Below are 20222 nucleotides of genomic sequence, written 5' to 3' on the forward strand. Positions count from 1 at the left end.
AAGTAATAAAAAGGTCCAGACAAAAAAACTGGACCTTACATCTATAGTAAACCTTTAGGTTAAATAACACTAAACTTTGTTATTCAGTGTATTTATCCAAAAATCTAAAGATTTCGAATCTTTTAAAACATCAAGACTTATAGCTTTTTCCACAGGGGTTCCCATCATGATCTTCTTTACAGGAATTTCCAGTTTCTTACCACTCAGGGTATAAGGGATTGCAGGTACCTCCAAAATTTCATCAGGTACATGTCGAGGACTATAGCTTTTTCTCAACTGTAACTTAATGGCCGATTTAAGATTTTCCGTCAACAGCATTCCATGCTCCATTTTCACATACAACGGCATCGTTGATGTCCCATCATCATGATCCAAACAGATGATTAAACTATCAGCTATTTCTGGAAATGTATTCAGTACATTGTATATTTCAGCCGTACCGATGCGAACCCCACCCCTATTCAAAGTCGCATCAGAACGACCATATACAATAATACCCTGATGCTCCGTAAACTTTATCCAATCACCATGGCACCAAACTCCCGGATATTTCTCAAAGTAACTCGTATGATATTGCACATTACCATTATCATTCCAAAAATATATGGGCATAGAAGGCATGGGCATCGTAATCACCAATTCGCCAACCTCATTCACTACGGACTCTCCATTTTCATTATACGCTTCGATCTTTGACCCCAAAGTTAGGCATTGGATTTCTCCTGCATATACCGGAAGCATAGGGTTTCCAGATAAGAAAGCACTACAAACATCGGTACCACCACTTAGCGAAATGATTTGCGTCTGCGGAAACTGCTTTTGCAGCCAAGAAAAAGTCTGCGGCGGAAGCGGAGAGCCTGTAGAACCAATTGTTTTGGGTTGAAAGCGCGGTTGTGTCAGCTCAGCGTGCTGACTTGCAATATAATAAGCAGCACCCGCTCCCACATGGTCGATTTTATATTCTTCAATAAAATCCCAAAAAGACAATTTTTCAGGATACACCAATGCCCCCTCATATATACAAAGTGTAGCCCCAAGCAAGAGAGATGATAAAGCATAGTTCCACATCATCCATCCTGTGGTCGCATACCAAATAAAGCGTTCTCCTTCCTGCACATTTTGATGCAAGCCCAAAGCTTTAAAATGCTCCACCAATATCCCTCCACAACTATGTGTTATCGCTTTGGGTTTTCCTGTAGTCCCTGAAGAATATAAGACCCAAATTGGATGGTCAAAAGGAACTGCCTTAAAAGTTAAAGGTTGTCCCGTATCCTGCGATAGAATACCCTTCCAAACTTCTCCCTCCACAAAAACAACATCTTGCACTAAAGTCTCTAAACTAGAACCCAAGGCAGTCATGGCGTCCTTAATATTAAACAATTTACCATTATACGAGTATTGTGCATCAGCGAATAAGAGCTTGGGGGTCACTTGAGCAAATCGCTCCAAAACACTGGCCTGTCCAAAGTCGGGTGAACAACATGACCAAATAGCCCCAATGCTATTCACCGCTAAAAATAACGCAATAGAGGCGGGGCTATTTCTCAATACAGCAACTACGCGGTCGCCTGACACTATTCCCTGACCCAAGAGGTATTGTTGCAATGAGCGGACCATTCTCTCTAGGGTTTCCCAAGAAACAGCCTGCAGAGGCTTATTTTCCTCTTTAAACAATAGTGCTGGTCGTTGGGTAGTAGCCTTTCGAAAAATATGCTCCGAATAGTTCAGTGTGCCGTCAATAAACCATTTAGAACCGATAAAACCTTGTGAAGTTGATTCAAAAATCTGTTGATAAGGATGATGGAACTGCACATCAAAAAACACAACGATATCTTCCCAAAATTCTTCTTTTTGCGATACCGACCAGTCCCACAGTTCGGAATAGGCCTCTAGTTTTAGATGCCTTTTCTGAGCTACAAATTGCTTAAATTGGTACAGTGAAGACTCTTGTTTATAGGTCACAGAGGGCTCCCATAGTAAATTACTCATCATATCCGATTCATTTGGTTTGAATCAAATCTAATGAAAATTACACGAAAAAACATCAGGTCAATCCATTGATTTAAAAAGAAATGAGCATGACCTTCTTACACAACCATGCCTTACTTTAGTCGTAAAATCAATACACGTCCACCACCGTGCCCTCTTCAACAGGATGAGCCGTACATAGCAAAATCCGCCCATTATCAACCTCGCGATCAGTCAATACTTCATTGTAGTCCATACGTACTTTACCCTGCGAACAATTTGATATACAGGTGCTGCACATACCCGACTTACAGGAATAGGGTAACTTAATTTTATGTTCAAGACCTACGTCGAGGATGGATTTATTGTAAGGAATCATTAAATCATAACTTTGTCCCTGAAAATTTAACTTAATGGAGTAACTCGTTTTATTAACCTCCTTTTCCGTTTCGTCATCATCATCCTCTTCATTTTCAGGAAGTAAAAATGTTTCCCGCTTTATTTGCGATTCTTCAAACCCCATTCCCAATAAAGTAAAACGGCATAAATCCATATATACAACAGGTCCGCAAGTATAAAACAAAACTTCTTCAGGGCTAACTGGCATATGATTCTTAAGAATAGAAAAAATGTAATCCCTATTTAATCTAGCCGTCATCAGGTGCTTACTGTTTGAATAAATCCAAATAATCTGCAAACGATCCGGATACTTTGCAGCCCATTCTTGTAATTCTTCTTTAAATGGAGTCACTTCAGGAGAACTATTACTATAGACCAATACAATCTTGGAGCTATTCTCTCGAACCAATGCGGTCTTCAGAATGGAAAACAATGGCGTGATACCGATACCTGCAGCGAATAAAAACACAGTCCGATTCGTATCCACAACAGGCTCATAAGTAAATAACCCCTGCGGTTCTAATGCATGAACGACATCACCTTGCTGAATCTTATGGTGTAAAAAACGAGAGATTTCACCATTCTCAACCCGTTTAACTGTAATGCTCAGAGATTCATCGACATCAGGGGAACTGCTAAACGAATACGACCTCCTCACCTCTCGATCTCCAAATTCAAAGGATAGTGTCAAAAACTGACCGGCTTTATAAGTAGGGAAATCTCCTGAAACAGATTCGAAATCAATGGATACATTTTGATTTTCACGTGTGATAATATTCGTAATTTTTAGCTTGTGCATACACCAAAGATAAGATACAACCATAGTTTTATCAAATCAAAAATAACAATAGCCCATAGGCTGAAAAATAGAATTCAGTCTCCTATCGAATATGCGACAACAACCCATTGGATATAAATCAAATAGCATTAAAACAACCATTGGGATAAAGTTCTCTGTTATGCTTTTCTCCAAGCATATTGGTTTGTAGGCTGCTAAACGGGCATAGTCATCTAGAAGTCCAATTTGAGCTATTTAATTTAGATTTATTACAAATAATGTATATTTGTAATAAGGTATGATTATAAAAGCAAAGATAAAACAACATAATGAATGGCTATTTTGGGAAGAACTTCCTGAAATAAGCTCTATCAATACCACTTTATCTGAGAAACATATTGCAATCAGTAAAAACCCCATTAATATCAGTACGTATCAGATTTTAAGTAGAGGCTTATTTGTTCTCTGTGCTGATATGCATGTCTCCGCTCCTGTTGATATCATCTCAGAAATCGAAGGCGAAGCTGTTGTCAGTCAGTTCATCCTCAGCAAGTCAGAATCCGTACAAGGTTTTACTTTTAGCAAACATAATATACGCTATATCCCTTCTCTGTATGAAGAACATCCCATACAGAGCAATCAAGATTTCTTATACTTCATGGTCATTATGACACCTGAACTCTATCAGAACATGATCAGTATCCATACTCCACTTCATCTGGAATTTAAAGAAAAAATGAAAGAAAAAAAGGTGATTTCTATTGTAGAAGAGGATCTATATGTTACTACAGAAATGAAGGCTCTCATTGATGATATCCGAACCACAACCAACAAAAACGAATTGAAACAAATATTTGTTAATGCGCGCATCCTCGAACTGATTATGCTTCAATTTGAGCAATTTAGCTTCATAAGTGATAAATTAAACGATATTCTAAAAATTGAAGATGTACAGAAGCTAGAGGAAGCACAACGTATTCTTCGCAATAACTTTATGAATCCGCCGACTCATAAGCAATTATCAAAATTAGTTCTCTTAAATGAATTTAAATTGCGTAATGGATTCAAACAACACTTCGGTACAACAATATACAATTACATCACTCGAATACGCATGGAAGAAGCGAAGCGTCTCATTTTGAATGAAAATAAAAACATGTATGAAGTAAGCACTATCGTAGGCTTCAAGCATCAAGCCAGTTTCACGCATGCCTTTAAAAAATATTACGGCTTACTCCCCTCAGAAATAAGCCGTTAGTCTATATTAATTTTCTATTTTTTGTACTTGTAGCAGTGATCTCCAAGATTCCAACTCGGGAATACCTGGTTTTCGCTTACCAAAAAGTTGAACAATCAGATTTCCTTTTTTGTCGTACACTTCCAATGCATGCACATCGCCATCTGTCGATGGTTTACGGACCAACCAGATTTGATCGATTGCGTCTATATTGAGGTGCAGATTGAAATTAGTATCTAGCACATTAAACCAATTGTCCATCGTTACCAGTTTAGTGATAAGACCAGAGTGTATTTGAATACATCCTTTATTACTCACAAAAACCATCACAGGAACTTCTTGCACTGAAGCTTGATTCAATATTTCAAAAAATCTATCTGCTGCCAATTGTTCGGCAAACCCATCCGGTGCTAAGCGTAAAGCCTGTGTACGCTGCAGGTTATGTTTCCTCAAAAGGCCAAAAAATTCGTGACTATCTTTCATTTTTAGCCAATCCTCTTGAAATTGATCGATGTGAATTTCAGTATCTGGAACGGAAATATCACTTAATGCTGTAGGTGCCTGAATCGTAAAATACGATTGGTCTTCAGCGCGGTAGGCATGCACTAATTCTTCATAAACATGAATGCTGTCCGACTCCTTTGTTAAGTAAACTTTATGAACCGCCAACCCTGCTGTATCAAAAAACTGAACACTCCACAGGTCTTTGACTTTGACAGCAAATGAATATGCCCAACTTTGGATAAAGATGCGCAGATCAATATCATCATTATGAAAGAGTACTACATGCCCCTCGTTAGAAGGCGTAGGGTAAATCCCTTTTCGCTCGTGTACACAAGCATCATTGCGCGTCAGCGCCATGACATGCCCTAAACGAGGTAATTCCTGCAGAATAGCCCATATATCATTTTTTAATAAAACGACGTCATCAGACAATTGTGTTAATAAGAGTTGTGCCTCGCTTACAGCAAGCGCCTTGGCACAGTCATATATCCTTGCCTTTGGGTTGTCTTTTTTATAACTTTCGTATTTTTCTTTTAATTCCATAGCCAATTCATGTTTATAATTTGAATTAAATCTTGCTGCCGAATAGTGTACCGTACAAGCCTGAACAGATGGTGTTAATGTTGCTATATCTGTTATCACTTTTGTTTGCACACCGAATACGGCATATATATTTTCAGGTTTGAGCACCTCTATTGGGGCTCCTTCCCACCACTTTCTTCCCGATTTAAGCATCAACACACGATCTGCATATTGCGCTACAAGATTCAACTCATGTAGAATCGCCACGACACTAAAACCTACAGCGGTCAAGGCTTTTGCAATCGCAAGCGTCTGATGTTGAAATTGAATATCCATACTAGCCACAGGTTCATCGAGCAAAAGCAAAACATCTTTTTGATCCCAAACTTGTGCCAGTACCCGTGCAAAATGCACACGTTGTTGCTCCCCTCCAGATAATTGTTGTATTTTCCTTTCCGCTAGATCTTCAACCTCACATATACGCATGCACTCCGTAATAGCGAGATCATGCTGCTCTTGAGAAGCTTTTAAATGATAACGTCCCATACGAACCACCTCCTCCACTGTAAATGCCATAGCCATACTATTGGATTGATGTAGGAAAGCACGTGCATAAGCCAACTCCTTCAGGGAATACGAACGTAAAGGTTTGCCTTTAAACAAAATCTCACCTTTATTGGGTTTCAGGTCGGAAGCAAGCATACGTAACAACGATGTTTTACCAGCACCATTTGCTCCAACAATTGCGTAAAATTCTCCTTTTTGAATAGAAATATCGATATCTCTTAAAATTGGGCGACCTTTAATTTCATATGACAATGACTGTACGTGTAGCATAATTAGATTTTATTCTTGTCTCTAATAAGTATAAATAGGAAAACTGGTGTGCCCAGCAATGCTGTAATAACCCCAATCGGAAGTTCCAATGGTTGAATTATAGATCGCGATAGTAAATCCGCAAGGGTCAGTACCAATGCTCCAGCAATACTTGAAGCAATCAATACATAGCGATTATCCACTCCACCTATCAATCTAATGGCGTGTGGCACCAATAGGCCTACAAAGCTGATAACTCCCGAAAAAGCGACAGCAGCCCCCACTGCCAAGGTTGAGAACAAGATAACAACAATTTTCAAACGGCTAGTATTGACACCCATCATTTCTGCTTGAGATTCACCCAAGGCAAAAACATTTAACTGCTTTGCAAAGAGAGGCAATACAATCAAAGAAAGCAATATACAAGGATATAGCACCTGGATATTACCCCATGATGCACCAGCCAAACTCCCAAGCGACCAAAAAGTAATCGAGCGCAATTGTTGCTCTGTGGCTAAATAACTTAATAAACCAGTTAATGACCCAGCAAATGCGTTCATAGCAACACCTGCTAAAAGCATCGTAGCAATATGCGACTTACCATTATTCATAGAGATACGGTAGACGACAAGAACGGTCAATGCAGCACCAATAAAAGCTGCAAACGCCAGTACATAATAACCCAAGCTGGCAGAAATAAGCGGAAGTAATAAACCTTCAAAAGAAATAACCAATGCCGCAAAAAATGAAGCCCCCGAAGATATTCCCATCAAACCTGGTTCTGCCAAAGGATTACGAAATATACCTTGAATAGCTGCACCACTGATCCCTAAAGCAGCACCTACTGCAACACCCATTAAAATTCTGGGTAAGCGTATTTGCGCTAAGACATTAACGGTCAGCTCATCAACACCGGAAGAAGCCTTTAATCCTATTTTATGTAATATAATAGAACAAACATCCCAGAATGAAACCGAAATCGACCCCATGCCCAGTGAAAAGATGACAATAATTAGGAGTAATATACTGAGTAATAGATAAATTAAAGTATTTCTCATTACAGCAACTATTTCCCAAATAACTTTTCATGCAATTGCTGTATAGCTTGTGGCAGTCGCATACTAAAACCATTTAATAATGATGCATCCATCGCAATGACGCGCTTATTTTTTCCTGCAGTAGTTAAATTAATACCTGGAAGTTTCAAAATGGCATCTTTACCACCTAAGCTTGACATTCCAAAATCAAACAATAGTATAACCTCGGGGTTAGCCTGCACCAATGCTTCGGTATTATAAGTTTTATATCCATTAAAACCTTGCATCACATTTTGCGCACCAGCCAACTTAATGACCGCATCCACTGCAGTTCCTGACCCGGATACGCTCATAGCACCGGCACCACGAGCATATACAAACATCATTTTGGTTGCCTTCGCAGATTTTGCTTTTGCAACTGCCCCCTTAATATCTTTTGCCAATTGATCAGCTACTTGATTTCCTTTAACACTAATATTTAAAGATTGCCCTACTTTTCGAACTAAATCGGTAATACCGGCAGCAGAAAACTCTTGTTTAAACAGTACACATGGAATATTCAGGGTTTTAAGTTGGGCCAATACAGCTGAACTTACTTCTCCTTCAAAACCCAATACCATATCAGGACGAAAGGATGCAACTCCTTCAGCAGTGATTGATCTATTTTTACTTACTTTTGAAATCTGCTTTACATAACTCGGATAATCACTCGTGACATCGACAGCAACCAAATTTTCACCAAGCCCTAAAGCGTCCACAATCTCCGTTAAACTACCGCTTAAAGACACAATCCTTTTAGGTGTGCCTACCTGTGCTATGGAAACCGTAGTACATAAACATAAAATCATTACGAGACCAAGGTTATTTATAATTTTCTTTATCATATCTATTCATTTATGAGTAGCAAAAATGGGCTTATTTAAACTAATTACAAATAAGGGTTTGTTTTCAGAATACACCTTAACTAATGCAGGCAACCTCATTAAAACACATTCAACTAACTGCTCTTCAAATCATTAACACCTTAAAAACACCAATTCAGAAGACAAGGACACATCATAATGCACAAATATTAATACGGATAGCACAAATATTAATACAGAATGCATAAATATAATTTGGTATATTATAGAGATACTTGCATTATTATTTAGAATTATTACAAATAACATTGAGAACAACACCGCATCTTTTTCTGTTTATTAGTTTTCTATTCCTTATGGGAACAGCAAAACAGCTATTCGCGCAACAAAATGCGCAGTTTCAGGGATTGATATTTGATGAACAACAAACTCCCCTTTCAGGTGTTAGCATCCTGATTACACCTGACCATGCATTAACAAAATCAGACAATCAAGGTAGCTTTATATTACGAAAATTATTTACAGGAACTTACACCTATACGATAACTGCAATAGGATATCAAACAAAAACCGGAACTGTAGAATTACACGCCAAGGACAAAAAAATCCACCACTTTCAACTCCAAAAATCAAATCAAGTATTAGATGAGGTAGCAATAACTAAGGAGCTACAAAACAGACCATCTTTGATTGATTCTAAAAATTCTGCTATGCCGGTGACCATTATAGATAGAAAAGCGATTGAGTTAATGGGCAGTCGCCGCTTAGATGAAGTACTAAAAGAACAGACCGGAATAGCCATAGTCAGCAATACAGCTGGTGGCAATCGATCTGTTGGCGTACAATTACAAGGTTTTTCAAGTGAGTATGTGATGATCCTAATTGATGGCCAACCCATGCTGGGTAGAAGCTCTGGAAATTTTGACTTGTCACGTATCTCGGTATCCAATATCGAAAGAATCGAAATAATTAAGGGAGCATCCTCTTGCTTATATGGTAGTGAGGCATTGGGAGGTGCCATCAACATCATCACACGATTAGGCAAGGTAACCCCTCAGTTACATGCCAATGTTAATTATGGAAGTTTCCAAGTGCTCGATGCTACCGTTGAAGGAGAATCATCATTTAATAAGAATAAGGGAACTGCCTTACTTTCAACCAACTACTACCGTACCGATGGGTTCAATACCAATAAAGATTATCAATCAAACGGTACAACCATTCCTCCTTACCAAACTTTTTCCATTCAAGGAAAAGTGAGACATCAGTTGAAAGACGATCAACATTTTATCGGAGCATCCGGACGCTATAATTATCGTCATTCGGATATGTTACGTGCTTATGGGTCCGATTATAGTACCCTTGATCAACAAAAAGAAACGGACATAAATGCTTCCCTATTCTATGATAGTCGCTGGAATGATCGCTGGAGATCACTATCTACTTATTATCTATCACATTATAGTTCCGACAACAGCGTGACGATGCAAGAAAGCAATACGAATTTAACCTCAGATAATTTCACACAAATGGTTCATCGCTTGGAGCAACAGTTTGCATATCAATCCGATGACCTGAACATTACGATGGGTGTAGGCGGTTCATTAGAAGCCATGGAGGTAAAATCAAGCTTTAATTCCAAAGATCAAAACAACTTTTTTCTATATGCTCAAGCAAACAAAACATTTGGCTCAAAAACGACAGTAGTAACTGGTCTAAGATATGACCAGTCCCAAGGTTACGGAGGAAAATTGAATCCTAGCTTCGGAATCACCTACCAACTTCTTCCACAATTGGCATTAAAAACGGGGATTGGAACCGGATTTAAAGCTCCTGATTTCAAAACACGCTATCAAGTGTTCTATAATCCTGCCGCCAATTATTATGTTATAGGAAATGAGGTCTTACGCAGTACCATTGATGAAATGGATGCCAATGGTCAAATTTCAGAACGAAGGACTTACATCATCAATCAACTCGATCGCAATCTTCAAGCAGAACGGAATACCTCTATCAATGCGGGCATTACATGGAAACCAATGGCCAACACGACGATGGATGTGAATGTATTCCATCATCAATTAAGAAATCAGATCAACAGCATTCAAGTAGCTACGGGCATGCAAAATATGGCGATATTTTCATATCAAAATCTTCCGAAATCAGTGAATAAGGGATTTGATGTATCAATTTCAACAAAACCTTTAAAACAATTAACCATTAATGCTGGATATCAATATCTGATATCAAAAGACATGAGTATTGCAGATAGTATAAAACAAGGGAGCTGGCCATACAATTCATTATACGATGCTAAGACCGGCAACTCCTATACTCCTACTCCAAAAGACTACTGGGGATTAGAAAATAGATCGAGACATCAATTCAATATAGGAGCGATCTATCAGGCTCCTTGGAATATCACAATCAATGCACGTGCAAATTTCAGAGGAAAATATGCTTTTGGAGATGCCAATGGGAATCACTTCATTGACCGCTATGATGTTTTTGTCAATCAGCATGTTTTATACAATGCCACAATAGAGAAAAAATTTGACAAGCTCCCATTTACATTACGACTAAGCGGAGAAAATCTAAGCAATTATTTGAATTACTTAATCCCTGGACAAATGGGACGTAGCATCCTGATGGGGGTATCATATAGAATTACAAAATAAAAACACATGAAATATTCATGTAACACAGGTTACATAATCATGCATGAATATCCCATGTGACTATTTAAAAAATAAAATTAAAAACATATGAATTCATTATTTAAAATAGGATGTTACATCTGCATCTGCTTATTGTTTGCCTCCTGCAATAAAGAAAATGTGGACCCGAACAAGCAGTTAGAGGATGGCATCAGCACGATCATCAGTGATTTGGCAGGTGATGTAGAAGCTCATGTTGGCTCAGGGGGAACAGGTGGTGAAGTGAAAGAACAACGCGATTTTCACACTTTCTTATTTAGATTTTCAGATCAAAAACAGACTTGGTTAAAAACGGCTGCTGATTCCTCTACCAGCTTTGCTAAAAAGGATTGGGATCTTGCATTTTCCAATCAGTACAACAGCATGCTATATGTTAACGATGGTACAATGAAGGGCAATCCAGCATATGGAAATGGCTCTAAACATAAAGTATTATTAGTGAGAAAAAACTACGACCAAATCCTTACCGCTCCAACTGATGCTGAATTTGACAGTAGTTCAATCAATGCATTCGGAATGATTACCGATGAGTACTCTCAAGGGTGGTTCAACTACGACCTAACCTCACACTTAGTAAAGGTTATGCCAGGCTTAACGTATGTAATCCGACTGAGCAATGGGAAATATGCAAAATTACAGATGATAAATGTCTACAAAGGAAACCCACCAGCCGTAACCGATATTACTTGGGCTGCACCTTATTTCACATTCAAATATTTCGTCCAAGAGGACGGTTCTAAAAATTTAAAAACTAAATAACGCAAATATCATGTTAAACTTAAAAATCAAAGAAGCAACTAAACAAGGTCATCAAGAGTTAGAGAAAAACGTTATTTTCAAATTGAAAGCAATTGAAAACAACACTGACTATGCAGAAGTATTAAAATATTTCTATGCTTATTTCAAGGCAGCTGAAGTACAGATACAACGCGCTTTACCAAGTAGCTTAACGACCTATTTTGAGACACGTAGAAATGCATCTCATGTCGAAAAAGACATCTTAGACCTAGGTGGTAACTTAGAGAATCTTCCAGAAGTAGTTTTGCCTAATATTGAAACTAAAAATCAAGCAATCGGAGCACTATATGTATTAGAAGGATCGATTATGGGAGGCCCACATATCGTTAAAATGCTACAACATAAAGGTATACAAACGGGTTTTAATTTCTTCAACGGCTACGGAGACAAATCTCAAGAAAAATGGGCAGAATTTACAGCCATCATCAATGAGGAAGTTGCTGAGGCAGACAACCAAGAAGCTATTGATGCAGCATTAGCAACCTTCTCAGCCTTTACAAATACCTTTAATTCTAAATCAGTTTTATCATAAATATATTTAAACATGAATTTTTCATTTAAATTTAAACATGCTATTTGCATCAGTGCTCTTGCACTTGCAGTAACACATCTAGCTTCGTGTAAAAAGGATGATGTTAAGAACCCCGATGAAGAAATAGTATTACCTGATAGCAGTAAAATTGAAGTACTAAAAGGTGCCACAGTGTATTATGATTTAAATAAAAAGAGTATTTCTGATGAAAGCTCAAGTACTTTTACACTGTCTGGCATGTATGGTTCTACTTTAAAAGCAGGAAACCAAGGTTACAAATTAGGTTATTTTGATTTAGAGAACACTAAAATTGAAGACATTAAATTAGAAAACTACGCTGACTACTTGAATTTAAAAATACAAGAGACTCCATCTTTGACTATTGATGCTTCAAGCGCTGGTCAGCCAGCAAGTGGACCGACTTGGATTATATATGATTTCAAAAACAACCATGCTGTATATCCTACTGCCAATCGCTATGTAGTATTATATAAGAAAGTTGAATCTTCAGATAATTCATATCAGTTTTTCATTATGCAGGCTAAAAATATTACGGCACTTGACGGAAATGCTACATATGAATTAAATATAAAAGAATTCACATTTGACATTCCTTCTTTTGAAGATAGTAAAGCAGTTTTAAAAACGAGTACAATTATAGTACCTCCATCTTCAACTTTATATTATGACTTAATTAAAGATGTCGTAGCCGAGGAAGAAACAAGTACGATCAATTTATCAGGAATGTATGGTTCAACTTTAAAACCTAGTACAGCGGCTTATAAATTTGGATATTTTGATTTAGAAGGCAAGACGATTGATGCTATTCAGGTGGCAGACCTAGATGGCCTTGAATTTGCAGAAGCACCATTTTTGGGTATCGATGCTTCAAGTGCTGGTGCACCAGCATCCGGACCTACTTGGATTATTTATGATTTTAAGAATAATCATGCAGTATATCCGACAAAAAATCGTTTCATTGCGCTATACAAAGGAGAAAAATTATCCAAATATGCAGAAGAAGTCATTATCTTCAATGCAGAAAATATAGTTGCATTAAATGGGGAAGCTACTTATACTTTAAAAGTAAAGCATTTCACAAGATAGACCAAAGGTCCAATCTGATATAATAAGAAAGCATCCTCACGAAAGTCAGGATGCTTTCTTATTTATAACCTCTCCTACTTAATCGCACAATTAGTCAGTAAAACTTACGTTATGGTGCATGATAGGTAGAACACTTCTAGCCTTGGCCCCTTTATTTACAATTTTACCTAAATAACCATATTTAACGAAGCCATCACCGTGAAAAATCAATTTAAATGCAGTAAAAACACAGCAACTAGTTCTTGTTTAATTGGAAAGTCCTATTATATTTGCTCATTCATAAATCAGTTTACATCCCAATTCTCTTCAGCGGTCTAACTATCAACAGTAAAATATTGATATACAAACCATAAGATTACACAGGATATAATTAAAGATACACATATTGATGAAACAAATCAGAGATACTACCACATTAGGATTCGCCTTATTTGCCATGTTTTTCGGTGCCGGAAATTTATTACTACCTCCATTTATAGGTTTTAATTCAGCAGGTCAATGGGATTGGGCTATTATAGGATTTGCTCTTACAGGTATATTACTTCCTCTCTTAGGCGTTTTATCAATCATCAATTCAGGAGAATCGTTCCATGATTTGGGCAATAGAACACATCCATTAATAGCCACGATATTAGGTATTGTAATCATGTTAGGGATAGGTCCCCTGATAGCGATACCGAGGACAGCCGCTACAACATTTGAAGTGGGCCTACTACCAACCTTCCCAAATCTATCACCTATTTGGGGTTCTATCCTGTTTTTTTCGGTTACTTTTGTTCTTTCTATCCGACCTTCTAAAGTCGTAAATGTTATTGGCAATTTTTTAACGCCATTGTTATTGATCCTATTGATCAGTATGATTATCATGGGCGCTCTATTTCCATTATCAGCGAATTACGCACACGATATCGAACGCTTAACAGCATTTAAATTAGGTTTTATAGAAGGCTATCAGACTTTGGATGTCCTAGCCTCTGTTATTTTTAGTGGTATCATTATTTCTGCAGCAAAGACCAAAGGCTATGTTAACGTTAAAGATAAAAACAGAATCGTTACTAGTGCTGGATGCTTGGCAGCTTTTTGCTTGTTGCTGATATATGGTGGTCTTGTCTTTTTGGGTGCTCAATCAGGATATCCAACAACTACAGATGTCAAACGAGCAGAATTACTCTTATTCATTTCGCACAAAATATTTGGAGGCTATGGAGTAGCAGCAATTTCCATAAGCATCGCATTAGCATGTCTCACCACTGCGATTGCATTGACATGTGCAGTAGGGACTTTCTTTAGCCAACTCCTTCACAATAGGATTAGTTACCAATGGGTTGTTACTATTTGTTGTCTTTTCTCCGCAGTACTAGCTATTACAGGCGTAGAATATATCATCCAAGTTGCTTATCCATTTTTAGCATTCATTTATCCCATAGTCATCACATTGGTATTGTACGTCCTTATTTTTGGACGGATAATAAAGTCCTCTCTTCCATTTATTGGCGCGATGGCAGGTACAACACTAACTTCTACTATTTACCTCTTTGCTGGCTTTGATATCCACCTTAAAGGAGCAGAAAATATGCTGCAATCCATTCCGTTAGCAACCTACGAGCTGTGGTGGGTGATTCCATCCTTTGTCGGATTCCTTTTGTTTCTTATGTGGGATAAAGTCAGAGGAAATCGCATAACTCCATAATATATACAATATCATATAGAGTTGTTAAAAAGGTCGCTAATTCAGAAGCATGAGATAGCGACCTTTTTCTTGCACATTTAATACCCAGAATAATTCCCAAGCTTCAATAAAATGAACTTCTTCAAATACCGCAAGGTCGTATATAGACCATTCCATATAAAAAAGTCATGGTTTGGTAACATTATCGTTCTATTTTATATTTTATGCCAATTAAGAATAATAAAACTAAAAAAACACGTTATCTTACTACTATTAACATAATAATAAAAGAATGCAAACACGTAGAAACTTCCTTAACAACACCGCTAAAGCAACATTGGCTGTTGCTGTATCGGGCAGTGTTTTAAATAATCTAGCTCAAGCTGAACCTGCACGTAATCAAGCCGCTCCCCTTTCTTTTAGTCAAATTAAATTACCCTATTCATATTCCGAATTGGAACCTAATATTGATGCTTTGACAATGGAAATCCATTACACAAAACATCATACAGCATATATCAAAGCGATCAATGAAGCTATTCTAACGGAAAATATTTCAGAAACATCCGAAGAGCAATTGTTAGCAAATATTTCAAAATATTCAGCCAAAGCACGTAACAATGCTGGTGGCGCTTGGAATCATAATTTCTTCTGGGAAAATTTAGCCGCAAATACAACTGAGCCTTCTGAAAAAGTAGTACAACTTATCAATGCATCTTTTGGGACGATTGATAAATTTAAAGAAGAATTTACGGCTGCTGCAATGTCAAGATTTGGTTCCGGATGGGCATGGTTAATATTAGATGACGCTGGTAAATTACAGATAACATCAACAGCCAACCAAGATAATCCGTTAATGGACGTAGTAGAACAAAGGGGAATACCAGTTTTGGCCCTTGATGTATGGGAACATGCTTATTATTTACATTATCAAAATAAAAGAGCAGACTACATTAAAAACTGGTGGAATATCGTGAATTGGAAAAAAGTCCACGAAAGACTTGCATAATACGATAAAATGAAACGATTTAAGCTTGAAGGTAATATTCGAGTCTGGATAGTTTCATTACCTTAAAAAGGTAAAATATTAAACTGAAAATGTCTTCCAAATTGGAAGACATTTCTTTATAGACTGAAAATTTCAGGTTAACATAGGGATAAATTATCCTAAAATCTCTTTCAATTTATTCACTTGAAAATCAGCTAGTTTTTGCAGTGGACCTGAAGCGACCATTTTCATCATCATATTCAAATCCGCTTCAATAGTAAATGTGACCATTGTTATATCAGCCGAAACGGTTGACAAAATCCAGTTTAAAGTAACATCAAAAGGAGCTTTTTCAGATGGCACTAATTTTATTAATTGATTTTCTACCCTTTCATCAACTTTCAAAGCTAACTTGGCCATGTTCTGAATTGTAAAACGGGCTTCATCATTGGTTGAGGACCAATTATAAATATTTTCAGGCATCAATTGCTCATGATTATTCAAATCTGTCAAAAAAGCATATACCTCTTGAACGGACTTTTCAATCGTTACATTATTCTGAATAGTTGTCATATAAATATCTTATTATCTTTAAACTGTTTGAGACCAAGTTGAAGGATTTTTTCTCCAATCTTTCAGCAACTCTACATCTTCTTCGAAAATAAAACCATTTTCTGCAGCCACTTGAATCATAGAATCGTAATCACAAAGGCTATGGAAAGTACATTTTGCCTCAGCAAAATTCTTCGCAGCTTCATCCAACCCATAGGTAAAGATAGAAACTAAACCTACTACATTACATCCAGCTTCGCGCAATGCTTTTACTGCAACTAAACTACTTTTACCCGTAGATACTAAATCCTCGATAACAACAACACGCTGTCCGCTAACAACTTCACCTTCAATCATATTTTGACGACCGTGGTCCTTAGCACTACTTCTTACATAAGAAAATGGTAAACCCAAATCTTGTGCAACTAATACCCCTTGTGGAATACCTGCAGTAGCGACACCAGAGATCATATCCACTGATCCAAATTCATCTTGAATCAATTTTGAAAGCTTCTGACGTATGTACGTACGGATTGCTGGATACGATAAAGTAATACGATTATCACAATAAATTGGAGACTTCCAACCCGATGCCCAAGTAAAAGGGTTTTTAGGTTGCAATTTTATTGCTTTAATTTGCAATAAGGATTCAGCAACTTTTTGTTCAACCTCATTTAAATTATTCATGTCGCAAATTTATAAAATTTATATGAACCAATCTGTGCTAATTTTGGCAGATTTTGTTCCTACGGGCGTTAAAAACCCCCAAACTATTGATGTTCAAGATATTGAATTGGAAAAACTTTTTAAATTATCTGAACAAAATGACATTCCCAAATCATTTCTATATATACACAAGGATTGCGAATTGGTTTTTCACAAATTAAAAGAAAATAATAAAATCATTAAAGCCGCTGGCGGACTGGTCAAAAATGGCGAAGGTGACTATTTATTTATCTTTCGATTGGGCAAATGGGACCTTCCAAAAGGAAAGGTGGAAAGCCATGAAAAGATGAAAGAAGCAGCTGTGAGAGAAGTAGAAGAAGAATGTGGTTTAAAAATTGATTACCTGGGAAAAAAAATACAAACCTCGTATCATACCTACTATTTACGCAATGGTGAATTTGTGTTAAAACAAACAAACTGGTATGAAATGGGTGCCAATAAAATACCGAAACTCATACCACAGACAGAGGAAGATATTACACAAGCAGAATGGCTTGATATCCATAGTATAAAACAAGTCAAACAAAACACCTATCCGATAATAGCTAATATTTTGGATGAAAACTTGTAAAAATTTTAAATTATATTGACATTCATCAATACTGCAATAGTTAACTTTGTAATATGGAAAATATAGCTGGTAAAAAAGCATTAGTAACAGGTGGTTCACGTGGATTGGGAAAAGCAACTGCCATTGCATTAGCAAAAGAGGGAGTTCATGTTGCTATTACAGGCCGCAATGAAGAACAATTGAAATTGACAGTTAAAGAATTGCAAGATTTAGGCGTAACTGCCACCTATGCAGTTTTTGATGTTTCCAATTTGGCAAACGTTCAGCATGAAATTGAAAAGTTAAACACATCATTTGGCACATTTGATATTGTCATCAACAATGCTGGTATTGCTTCATTTGGCTCACTATTAGATATGGATCCAGAAACATGGACCAACATCATCAATACCAATGTGCTGGGTAGTTATTATGTAACAAAGGCTCTTTTACCACAATTAGTGGAAAAAAATGAAGGTGATATTATCTTTGTTTCTTCAACCGCAGGATTAAATGGTGCCGCTACCACTTCTGCCTATAGTGCTTCTAAATTTGCCGTCATCGGTATGGCAGATTCATTAATGCGTGAGGTACGCAAACACAATATCCGTGTATGTACCTTGATGCCGAGCACAATTGCGTCGGATATGTCTAAAGACCTAGGTCTGACAGACGGAGATCCAGATTCTGTGTTACAACCAGAGGATTTTGCAGAATTAATCATTGCCAATTTAAAGTTGCCAAGAAGAGCCATGTTAAAATCGGCATCGCTATGGTCAACAAACCCTTAATAAGATTTAAAGGAGCTTTTGCTCCTTTTTTTATTTTCATATTAGCCCTTTCATATGAGCATTTTATTTTCACCACTTACGCTAAAAAACATCACCCTAAAAAACCGGCTGGTAGTCTCTCCTATGTGTCAGTATTCGGCAACGGACGGTTTTGCTAACAATTGGCATTTGGTACATTTAGGTCAATTTGCAACTGGAGGTGCTGCCGCTGTTATACAGGAAGCCACCGCTGTAACTCCAGCAGGAAGAATCAGTGCCGGAGACCTCGGTATCTGGAAAGATGAGCATATAGAAAAACTAAAAGAAATCACCCGCTTTATTAAGGAGAATCAGGCGATTCCAGGGATTCAATTAGCGCATGCAGGACGTAAAGCCAGTACCGGAAAACCTTGGCTCAACCATTATCAAATTGCTCCTGATCAACAGGGTGGATGGCATACTATAGCACCCTCAGCATTAGCTTTCCGGCCTGATAAAGAGGTCCCACCCCTATCCATGGCCATTGATGACATCAAAGAGACGATCATAGATTTTCAACGTGCTGCAAAAAGAGCAGTAACAGCTGGATACGATATCATCGAAATTCATGCAGCCCATGGTTACCTCATCCATCAATTCCTCTCTCCTTTATCCAATCTTAGAACTGACCAATATGGGGGTTCTTTTGAAAATAGAATCCGATTTTTATGCGAAATTGTTGATGCAATCAAAGAAGAATTGACTACACAGTCGCTTTGGGTGCGCATATCTGCTACTGATTGGGCAGCGGGAGGATGGGACCAGCAACAATCTATTCAACTAGTCGAAGTCTTGAAGACGAACGGCATTGAAGTAATCGATGTCTCTTCAGGTGGGGCTGTTTTGCATCAGGAAATTAAAGCTGAAAGGGATTATCAACTTCCCTTTGCCGAGTCAATAAAGCAAAAGACAGGAGTGCTCACTGCAACCGTCGGACTTATTAAGGACGCCGAGCATGCAGAACAAATCTTACAGGATCATAAAGCGGACCTAATTATGATCGCTAGAGCTTTTCTTAAGGATCCACATTTGCCATTTCACTTTGCAGAAGCATTAGGTACCCATATTGATTGGCCCCCACAATACGAACGCGCAAAATAACGCTATATGTCATTAAATTTACAACAGGTACACCACATCGCTATTCTATGTAGTGACTACGATAAATCCAAAAACTTCTATACGACAATACTTGGATTGACCATCATACAGGAGGTGTACCGCGAAGAACGAGACTCTTACAAATTAGACTTAGCCTTGAATGGCACATACATCATCGAATTGTTTTCATTCCCCAATCCTCCAAAACGTCCATCCAGACCCGAGGCCGTAGGGTTAAGGCACTTGGCTTTTGCAGTTCATGATATTGAAAAAGAAGTCAAAAATTTACAACAATTGGATATAAGAGTAGAACCGATCCGAATAGATGAATTAACAAACAAAAAATTCACCTTCTTTGAAGATCCCGATGGTTTACCACTCGAGCTTTACGAAAATTAACATCTATTTAGGCTAGCTACCATTTGAGCTAGCTTTTTTATTCCTTTCCAAAAAATTTATCAGCAATATTTGATATATTTCCGCTATAAAATAATTCTTGTCGGTAGCAGAGATATCGATAAATTTGTTTTATATTATGATGCAATCAGA

The 20222-nt window shown here is 37.5% G+C and carries 18 protein-coding genes; 11 read left to right on the top strand and 7 right to left on the bottom strand.

Features of this window, described 5'->3' with window-relative positions:
- Positions 1-69 precede the first annotated feature (69 nt).
- Complete coding sequence (locus KO02_RS13590) at positions 70-1992, bottom strand: acetoacetate--CoA ligase (RefSeq protein WP_235212260.1); 1923 nt, start codon at positions 1990-1992, stop codon at positions 70-72.
- 127 nt (positions 1993-2119) lie between these two features.
- Positions 2120-3166, bottom strand: coding sequence for a ferredoxin--NADP reductase (locus tag KO02_RS13595; RefSeq protein ID WP_038699114.1), 1047 nt, complete (start codon positions 3164-3166; stop codon positions 2120-2122).
- Between the two features lie 277 nt (positions 3167-3443).
- Between KO02_RS13595 and KO02_RS13600 the strand changes: the two genes are divergently transcribed.
- A complete protein-coding gene (locus KO02_RS13600) occupies positions 3444-4403 on the top strand; it encodes a helix-turn-helix transcriptional regulator (RefSeq protein WP_038699116.1) in 960 nt (319 codons plus the stop codon).
- Positions 4404-4409: 6 nt separating this feature from the next.
- On the opposite strand, the gene KO02_RS13605 is transcribed toward KO02_RS13600, so the two are convergent.
- The 3 genes from KO02_RS13605 to KO02_RS13615 are packed head-to-tail and all read right to left on the bottom strand — an operon-like array spanning position 4410 to position 8145.
- The gene (locus KO02_RS13605; protein WP_081918387.1) at positions 4410-6245 is read right to left on the bottom strand and encodes a heme ABC transporter ATP-binding protein; all 1836 of its coding nucleotides are present in this window, start codon (positions 6243-6245) and stop codon (positions 4410-4412) included.
- 2 nt (positions 6246-6247) lie between these two features.
- Entirely contained in the window at positions 6248-7282 is a 1035-nt protein-coding gene (locus KO02_RS13610; protein WP_038699118.1) for a FecCD family ABC transporter permease, read from the bottom strand.
- A gap of 8 nt (positions 7283-7290) precedes the next feature.
- Positions 7291-8145, bottom strand: a complete 855-nt coding sequence (locus KO02_RS13615) for a hemin ABC transporter substrate-binding protein (RefSeq protein WP_038699120.1) — start codon at positions 8143-8145, stop codon at positions 7291-7293.
- Between the two features lie 335 nt (positions 8146-8480).
- Here KO02_RS13615 and KO02_RS13620 point away from each other — a divergent pair, with 335 nt between their 5' ends.
- The 6 genes from KO02_RS13620 (at position 8481) to KO02_RS13645 (ending at position 15956) form a co-directional block, all read left to right on the top strand.
- Entirely contained in the window at positions 8481-10802 is a 2322-nt protein-coding gene (locus KO02_RS13620; protein ID WP_038699121.1) for a TonB-dependent receptor, read from the top strand.
- 87 nt (positions 10803-10889) lie between these two features.
- Complete coding sequence (locus KO02_RS13625) at positions 10890-11600, top strand: HmuY family protein (protein WP_038699123.1); 711 nt, start codon at positions 10890-10892, stop codon at positions 11598-11600.
- 10 nt (positions 11601-11610) lie between these two features.
- Positions 11611-12171, top strand: a complete 561-nt coding sequence (locus KO02_RS13630; RefSeq protein WP_038699125.1) for a biliverdin-producing heme oxygenase — start codon at positions 11611-11613, stop codon at positions 12169-12171.
- 12 nt (positions 12172-12183) lie between these two features.
- Positions 12184-13278 carry a hypothetical protein gene (locus KO02_RS13635; RefSeq protein ID WP_038699127.1) on the top strand — a complete coding sequence of 365 codons (1095 nt, stop codon included), beginning with the start codon at positions 12184-12186 and terminating at the stop codon, positions 13276-13278.
- Positions 13279-13666: 388 nt separating this feature from the next.
- Complete coding sequence (brnQ, locus tag KO02_RS13640; RefSeq protein ID WP_038699129.1) at positions 13667-14968, top strand: branched-chain amino acid transport system II carrier protein; 1302 nt, start codon at positions 13667-13669, stop codon at positions 14966-14968.
- Between the two features lie 271 nt (positions 14969-15239).
- Entirely contained in the window at positions 15240-15956 is a 717-nt protein-coding gene (locus tag KO02_RS13645; protein ID WP_038699131.1) for a superoxide dismutase, read from the top strand.
- 153 nt (positions 15957-16109) lie between these two features.
- Here KO02_RS13645 and KO02_RS13650 read toward each other — a convergent pair whose 3' ends face one another.
- On the bottom strand, positions 16110-16508 hold the full coding sequence (locus KO02_RS13650) for an SRPBCC family protein (protein WP_038699133.1): 399 nt from the start codon (positions 16506-16508) through the stop codon (positions 16110-16112).
- Between the two features lie 18 nt (positions 16509-16526).
- Positions 16527-17174, bottom strand: a complete 648-nt coding sequence (pyrE, locus tag KO02_RS13655; protein WP_038699135.1) for an orotate phosphoribosyltransferase — start codon at positions 17172-17174, stop codon at positions 16527-16529.
- 22 nt (positions 17175-17196) lie between these two features.
- On the opposite strand from pyrE, the gene KO02_RS13660 reads away from it, so the two are divergent.
- The 4 genes from KO02_RS13660 to KO02_RS13675 are packed head-to-tail and all read left to right on the top strand — an operon-like array spanning position 17197 to position 20072.
- Positions 17197-17784, top strand: a complete 588-nt coding sequence (locus KO02_RS13660; protein WP_235212261.1) for an NUDIX domain-containing protein — start codon at positions 17197-17199, stop codon at positions 17782-17784.
- 53 nt (positions 17785-17837) lie between these two features.
- Positions 17838-18554, top strand: a complete 717-nt coding sequence (locus KO02_RS13665; protein WP_038699139.1) for a 3-ketoacyl-ACP reductase — start codon at positions 17838-17840, stop codon at positions 18552-18554.
- A 54-nt stretch (positions 18555-18608) separates the two neighbouring features.
- On the top strand, positions 18609-19673 hold the full coding sequence (locus KO02_RS13670) for an NADH:flavin oxidoreductase/NADH oxidase (RefSeq protein WP_038699141.1): 1065 nt from the start codon (positions 18609-18611) through the stop codon (positions 19671-19673).
- Positions 19674-19679: 6 nt separating this feature from the next.
- On the top strand, positions 19680-20072 hold the full coding sequence (locus tag KO02_RS13675) for a VOC family protein (RefSeq protein WP_038699143.1): 393 nt from the start codon (positions 19680-19682) through the stop codon (positions 20070-20072).
- Positions 20073-20222: the final 150 nt, after the last annotated feature.

Source organism: Sphingobacterium sp. ML3W, from assembly GCF_000747525.1.
Taxonomy (GTDB): Bacteria; Bacteroidota; Bacteroidia; order Sphingobacteriales; family Sphingobacteriaceae; genus Sphingobacterium.

Excerpts from the sequence above, each read along its gene's own strand:
- KO02_RS13630 (WP_038699125.1), top strand. The coding sequence starts at position 11,611 with ATGTTAAACTTAAAAATCAAAGAAGCAACTAAACAAGGTCATCAAGAG.
- KO02_RS13590 (WP_235212260.1), bottom strand. The coding sequence starts at position 1,992 with ATGATGAGTAATTTACTATGGGAGCCCTCTGTGACCTATAAACAAGAG.
- KO02_RS13645 (WP_038699131.1), top strand. The coding sequence starts at position 15,240 with ATGCAAACACGTAGAAACTTCCTTAACAACACCGCTAAAGCAACATTG.
- KO02_RS13605 (WP_081918387.1), bottom strand. The coding sequence starts at position 6,245 with ATGCTACACGTACAGTCATTGTCATATGAAATTAAAGGTCGCCCAATT.
- KO02_RS13610 (WP_038699118.1), bottom strand. The coding sequence starts at position 7,282 with ATGAGAAATACTTTAATTTATCTATTACTCAGTATATTACTCCTAATT.
- KO02_RS13670 (WP_038699141.1), top strand. The coding sequence starts at position 18,609 with ATGAGCATTTTATTTTCACCACTTACGCTAAAAAACATCACCCTAAAA.
- KO02_RS13615 (WP_038699120.1), bottom strand. The coding sequence starts at position 8,145 with ATGATAAAGAAAATTATAAATAACCTTGGTCTCGTAATGATTTTATGT.
- KO02_RS13665 (WP_038699139.1), top strand. The coding sequence starts at position 17,838 with ATGGAAAATATAGCTGGTAAAAAAGCATTAGTAACAGGTGGTTCACGT.
- KO02_RS13595 (WP_038699114.1), bottom strand. The coding sequence starts at position 3,166 with ATGCACAAGCTAAAAATTACGAATATTATCACACGTGAAAATCAAAAT.
- KO02_RS13650 (WP_038699133.1), bottom strand. The coding sequence starts at position 16,508 with ATGACAACTATTCAGAATAATGTAACGATTGAAAAGTCCGTTCAAGAG.
- KO02_RS13625 (WP_038699123.1), top strand. The coding sequence starts at position 10,890 with ATGAATTCATTATTTAAAATAGGATGTTACATCTGCATCTGCTTATTG.
- KO02_RS13660 (WP_235212261.1), top strand. The coding sequence starts at position 17,197 with ATGAACCAATCTGTGCTAATTTTGGCAGATTTTGTTCCTACGGGCGTT.
- pyrE (WP_038699135.1), bottom strand. The coding sequence starts at position 17,174 with ATGAATAATTTAAATGAGGTTGAACAAAAAGTTGCTGAATCCTTATTG.
- KO02_RS13635 (WP_038699127.1), top strand. The coding sequence starts at position 12,184 with ATGAATTTTTCATTTAAATTTAAACATGCTATTTGCATCAGTGCTCTT.
- KO02_RS13675 (WP_038699143.1), top strand. The coding sequence starts at position 19,680 with ATGTCATTAAATTTACAACAGGTACACCACATCGCTATTCTATGTAGT.
- brnQ (WP_038699129.1), top strand. The coding sequence starts at position 13,667 with ATGAAACAAATCAGAGATACTACCACATTAGGATTCGCCTTATTTGCC.
- KO02_RS13600 (WP_038699116.1), top strand. The coding sequence starts at position 3,444 with ATGATTATAAAAGCAAAGATAAAACAACATAATGAATGGCTATTTTGG.
- KO02_RS13620 (WP_038699121.1), top strand. The coding sequence starts at position 8,481 with ATGGGAACAGCAAAACAGCTATTCGCGCAACAAAATGCGCAGTTTCAG.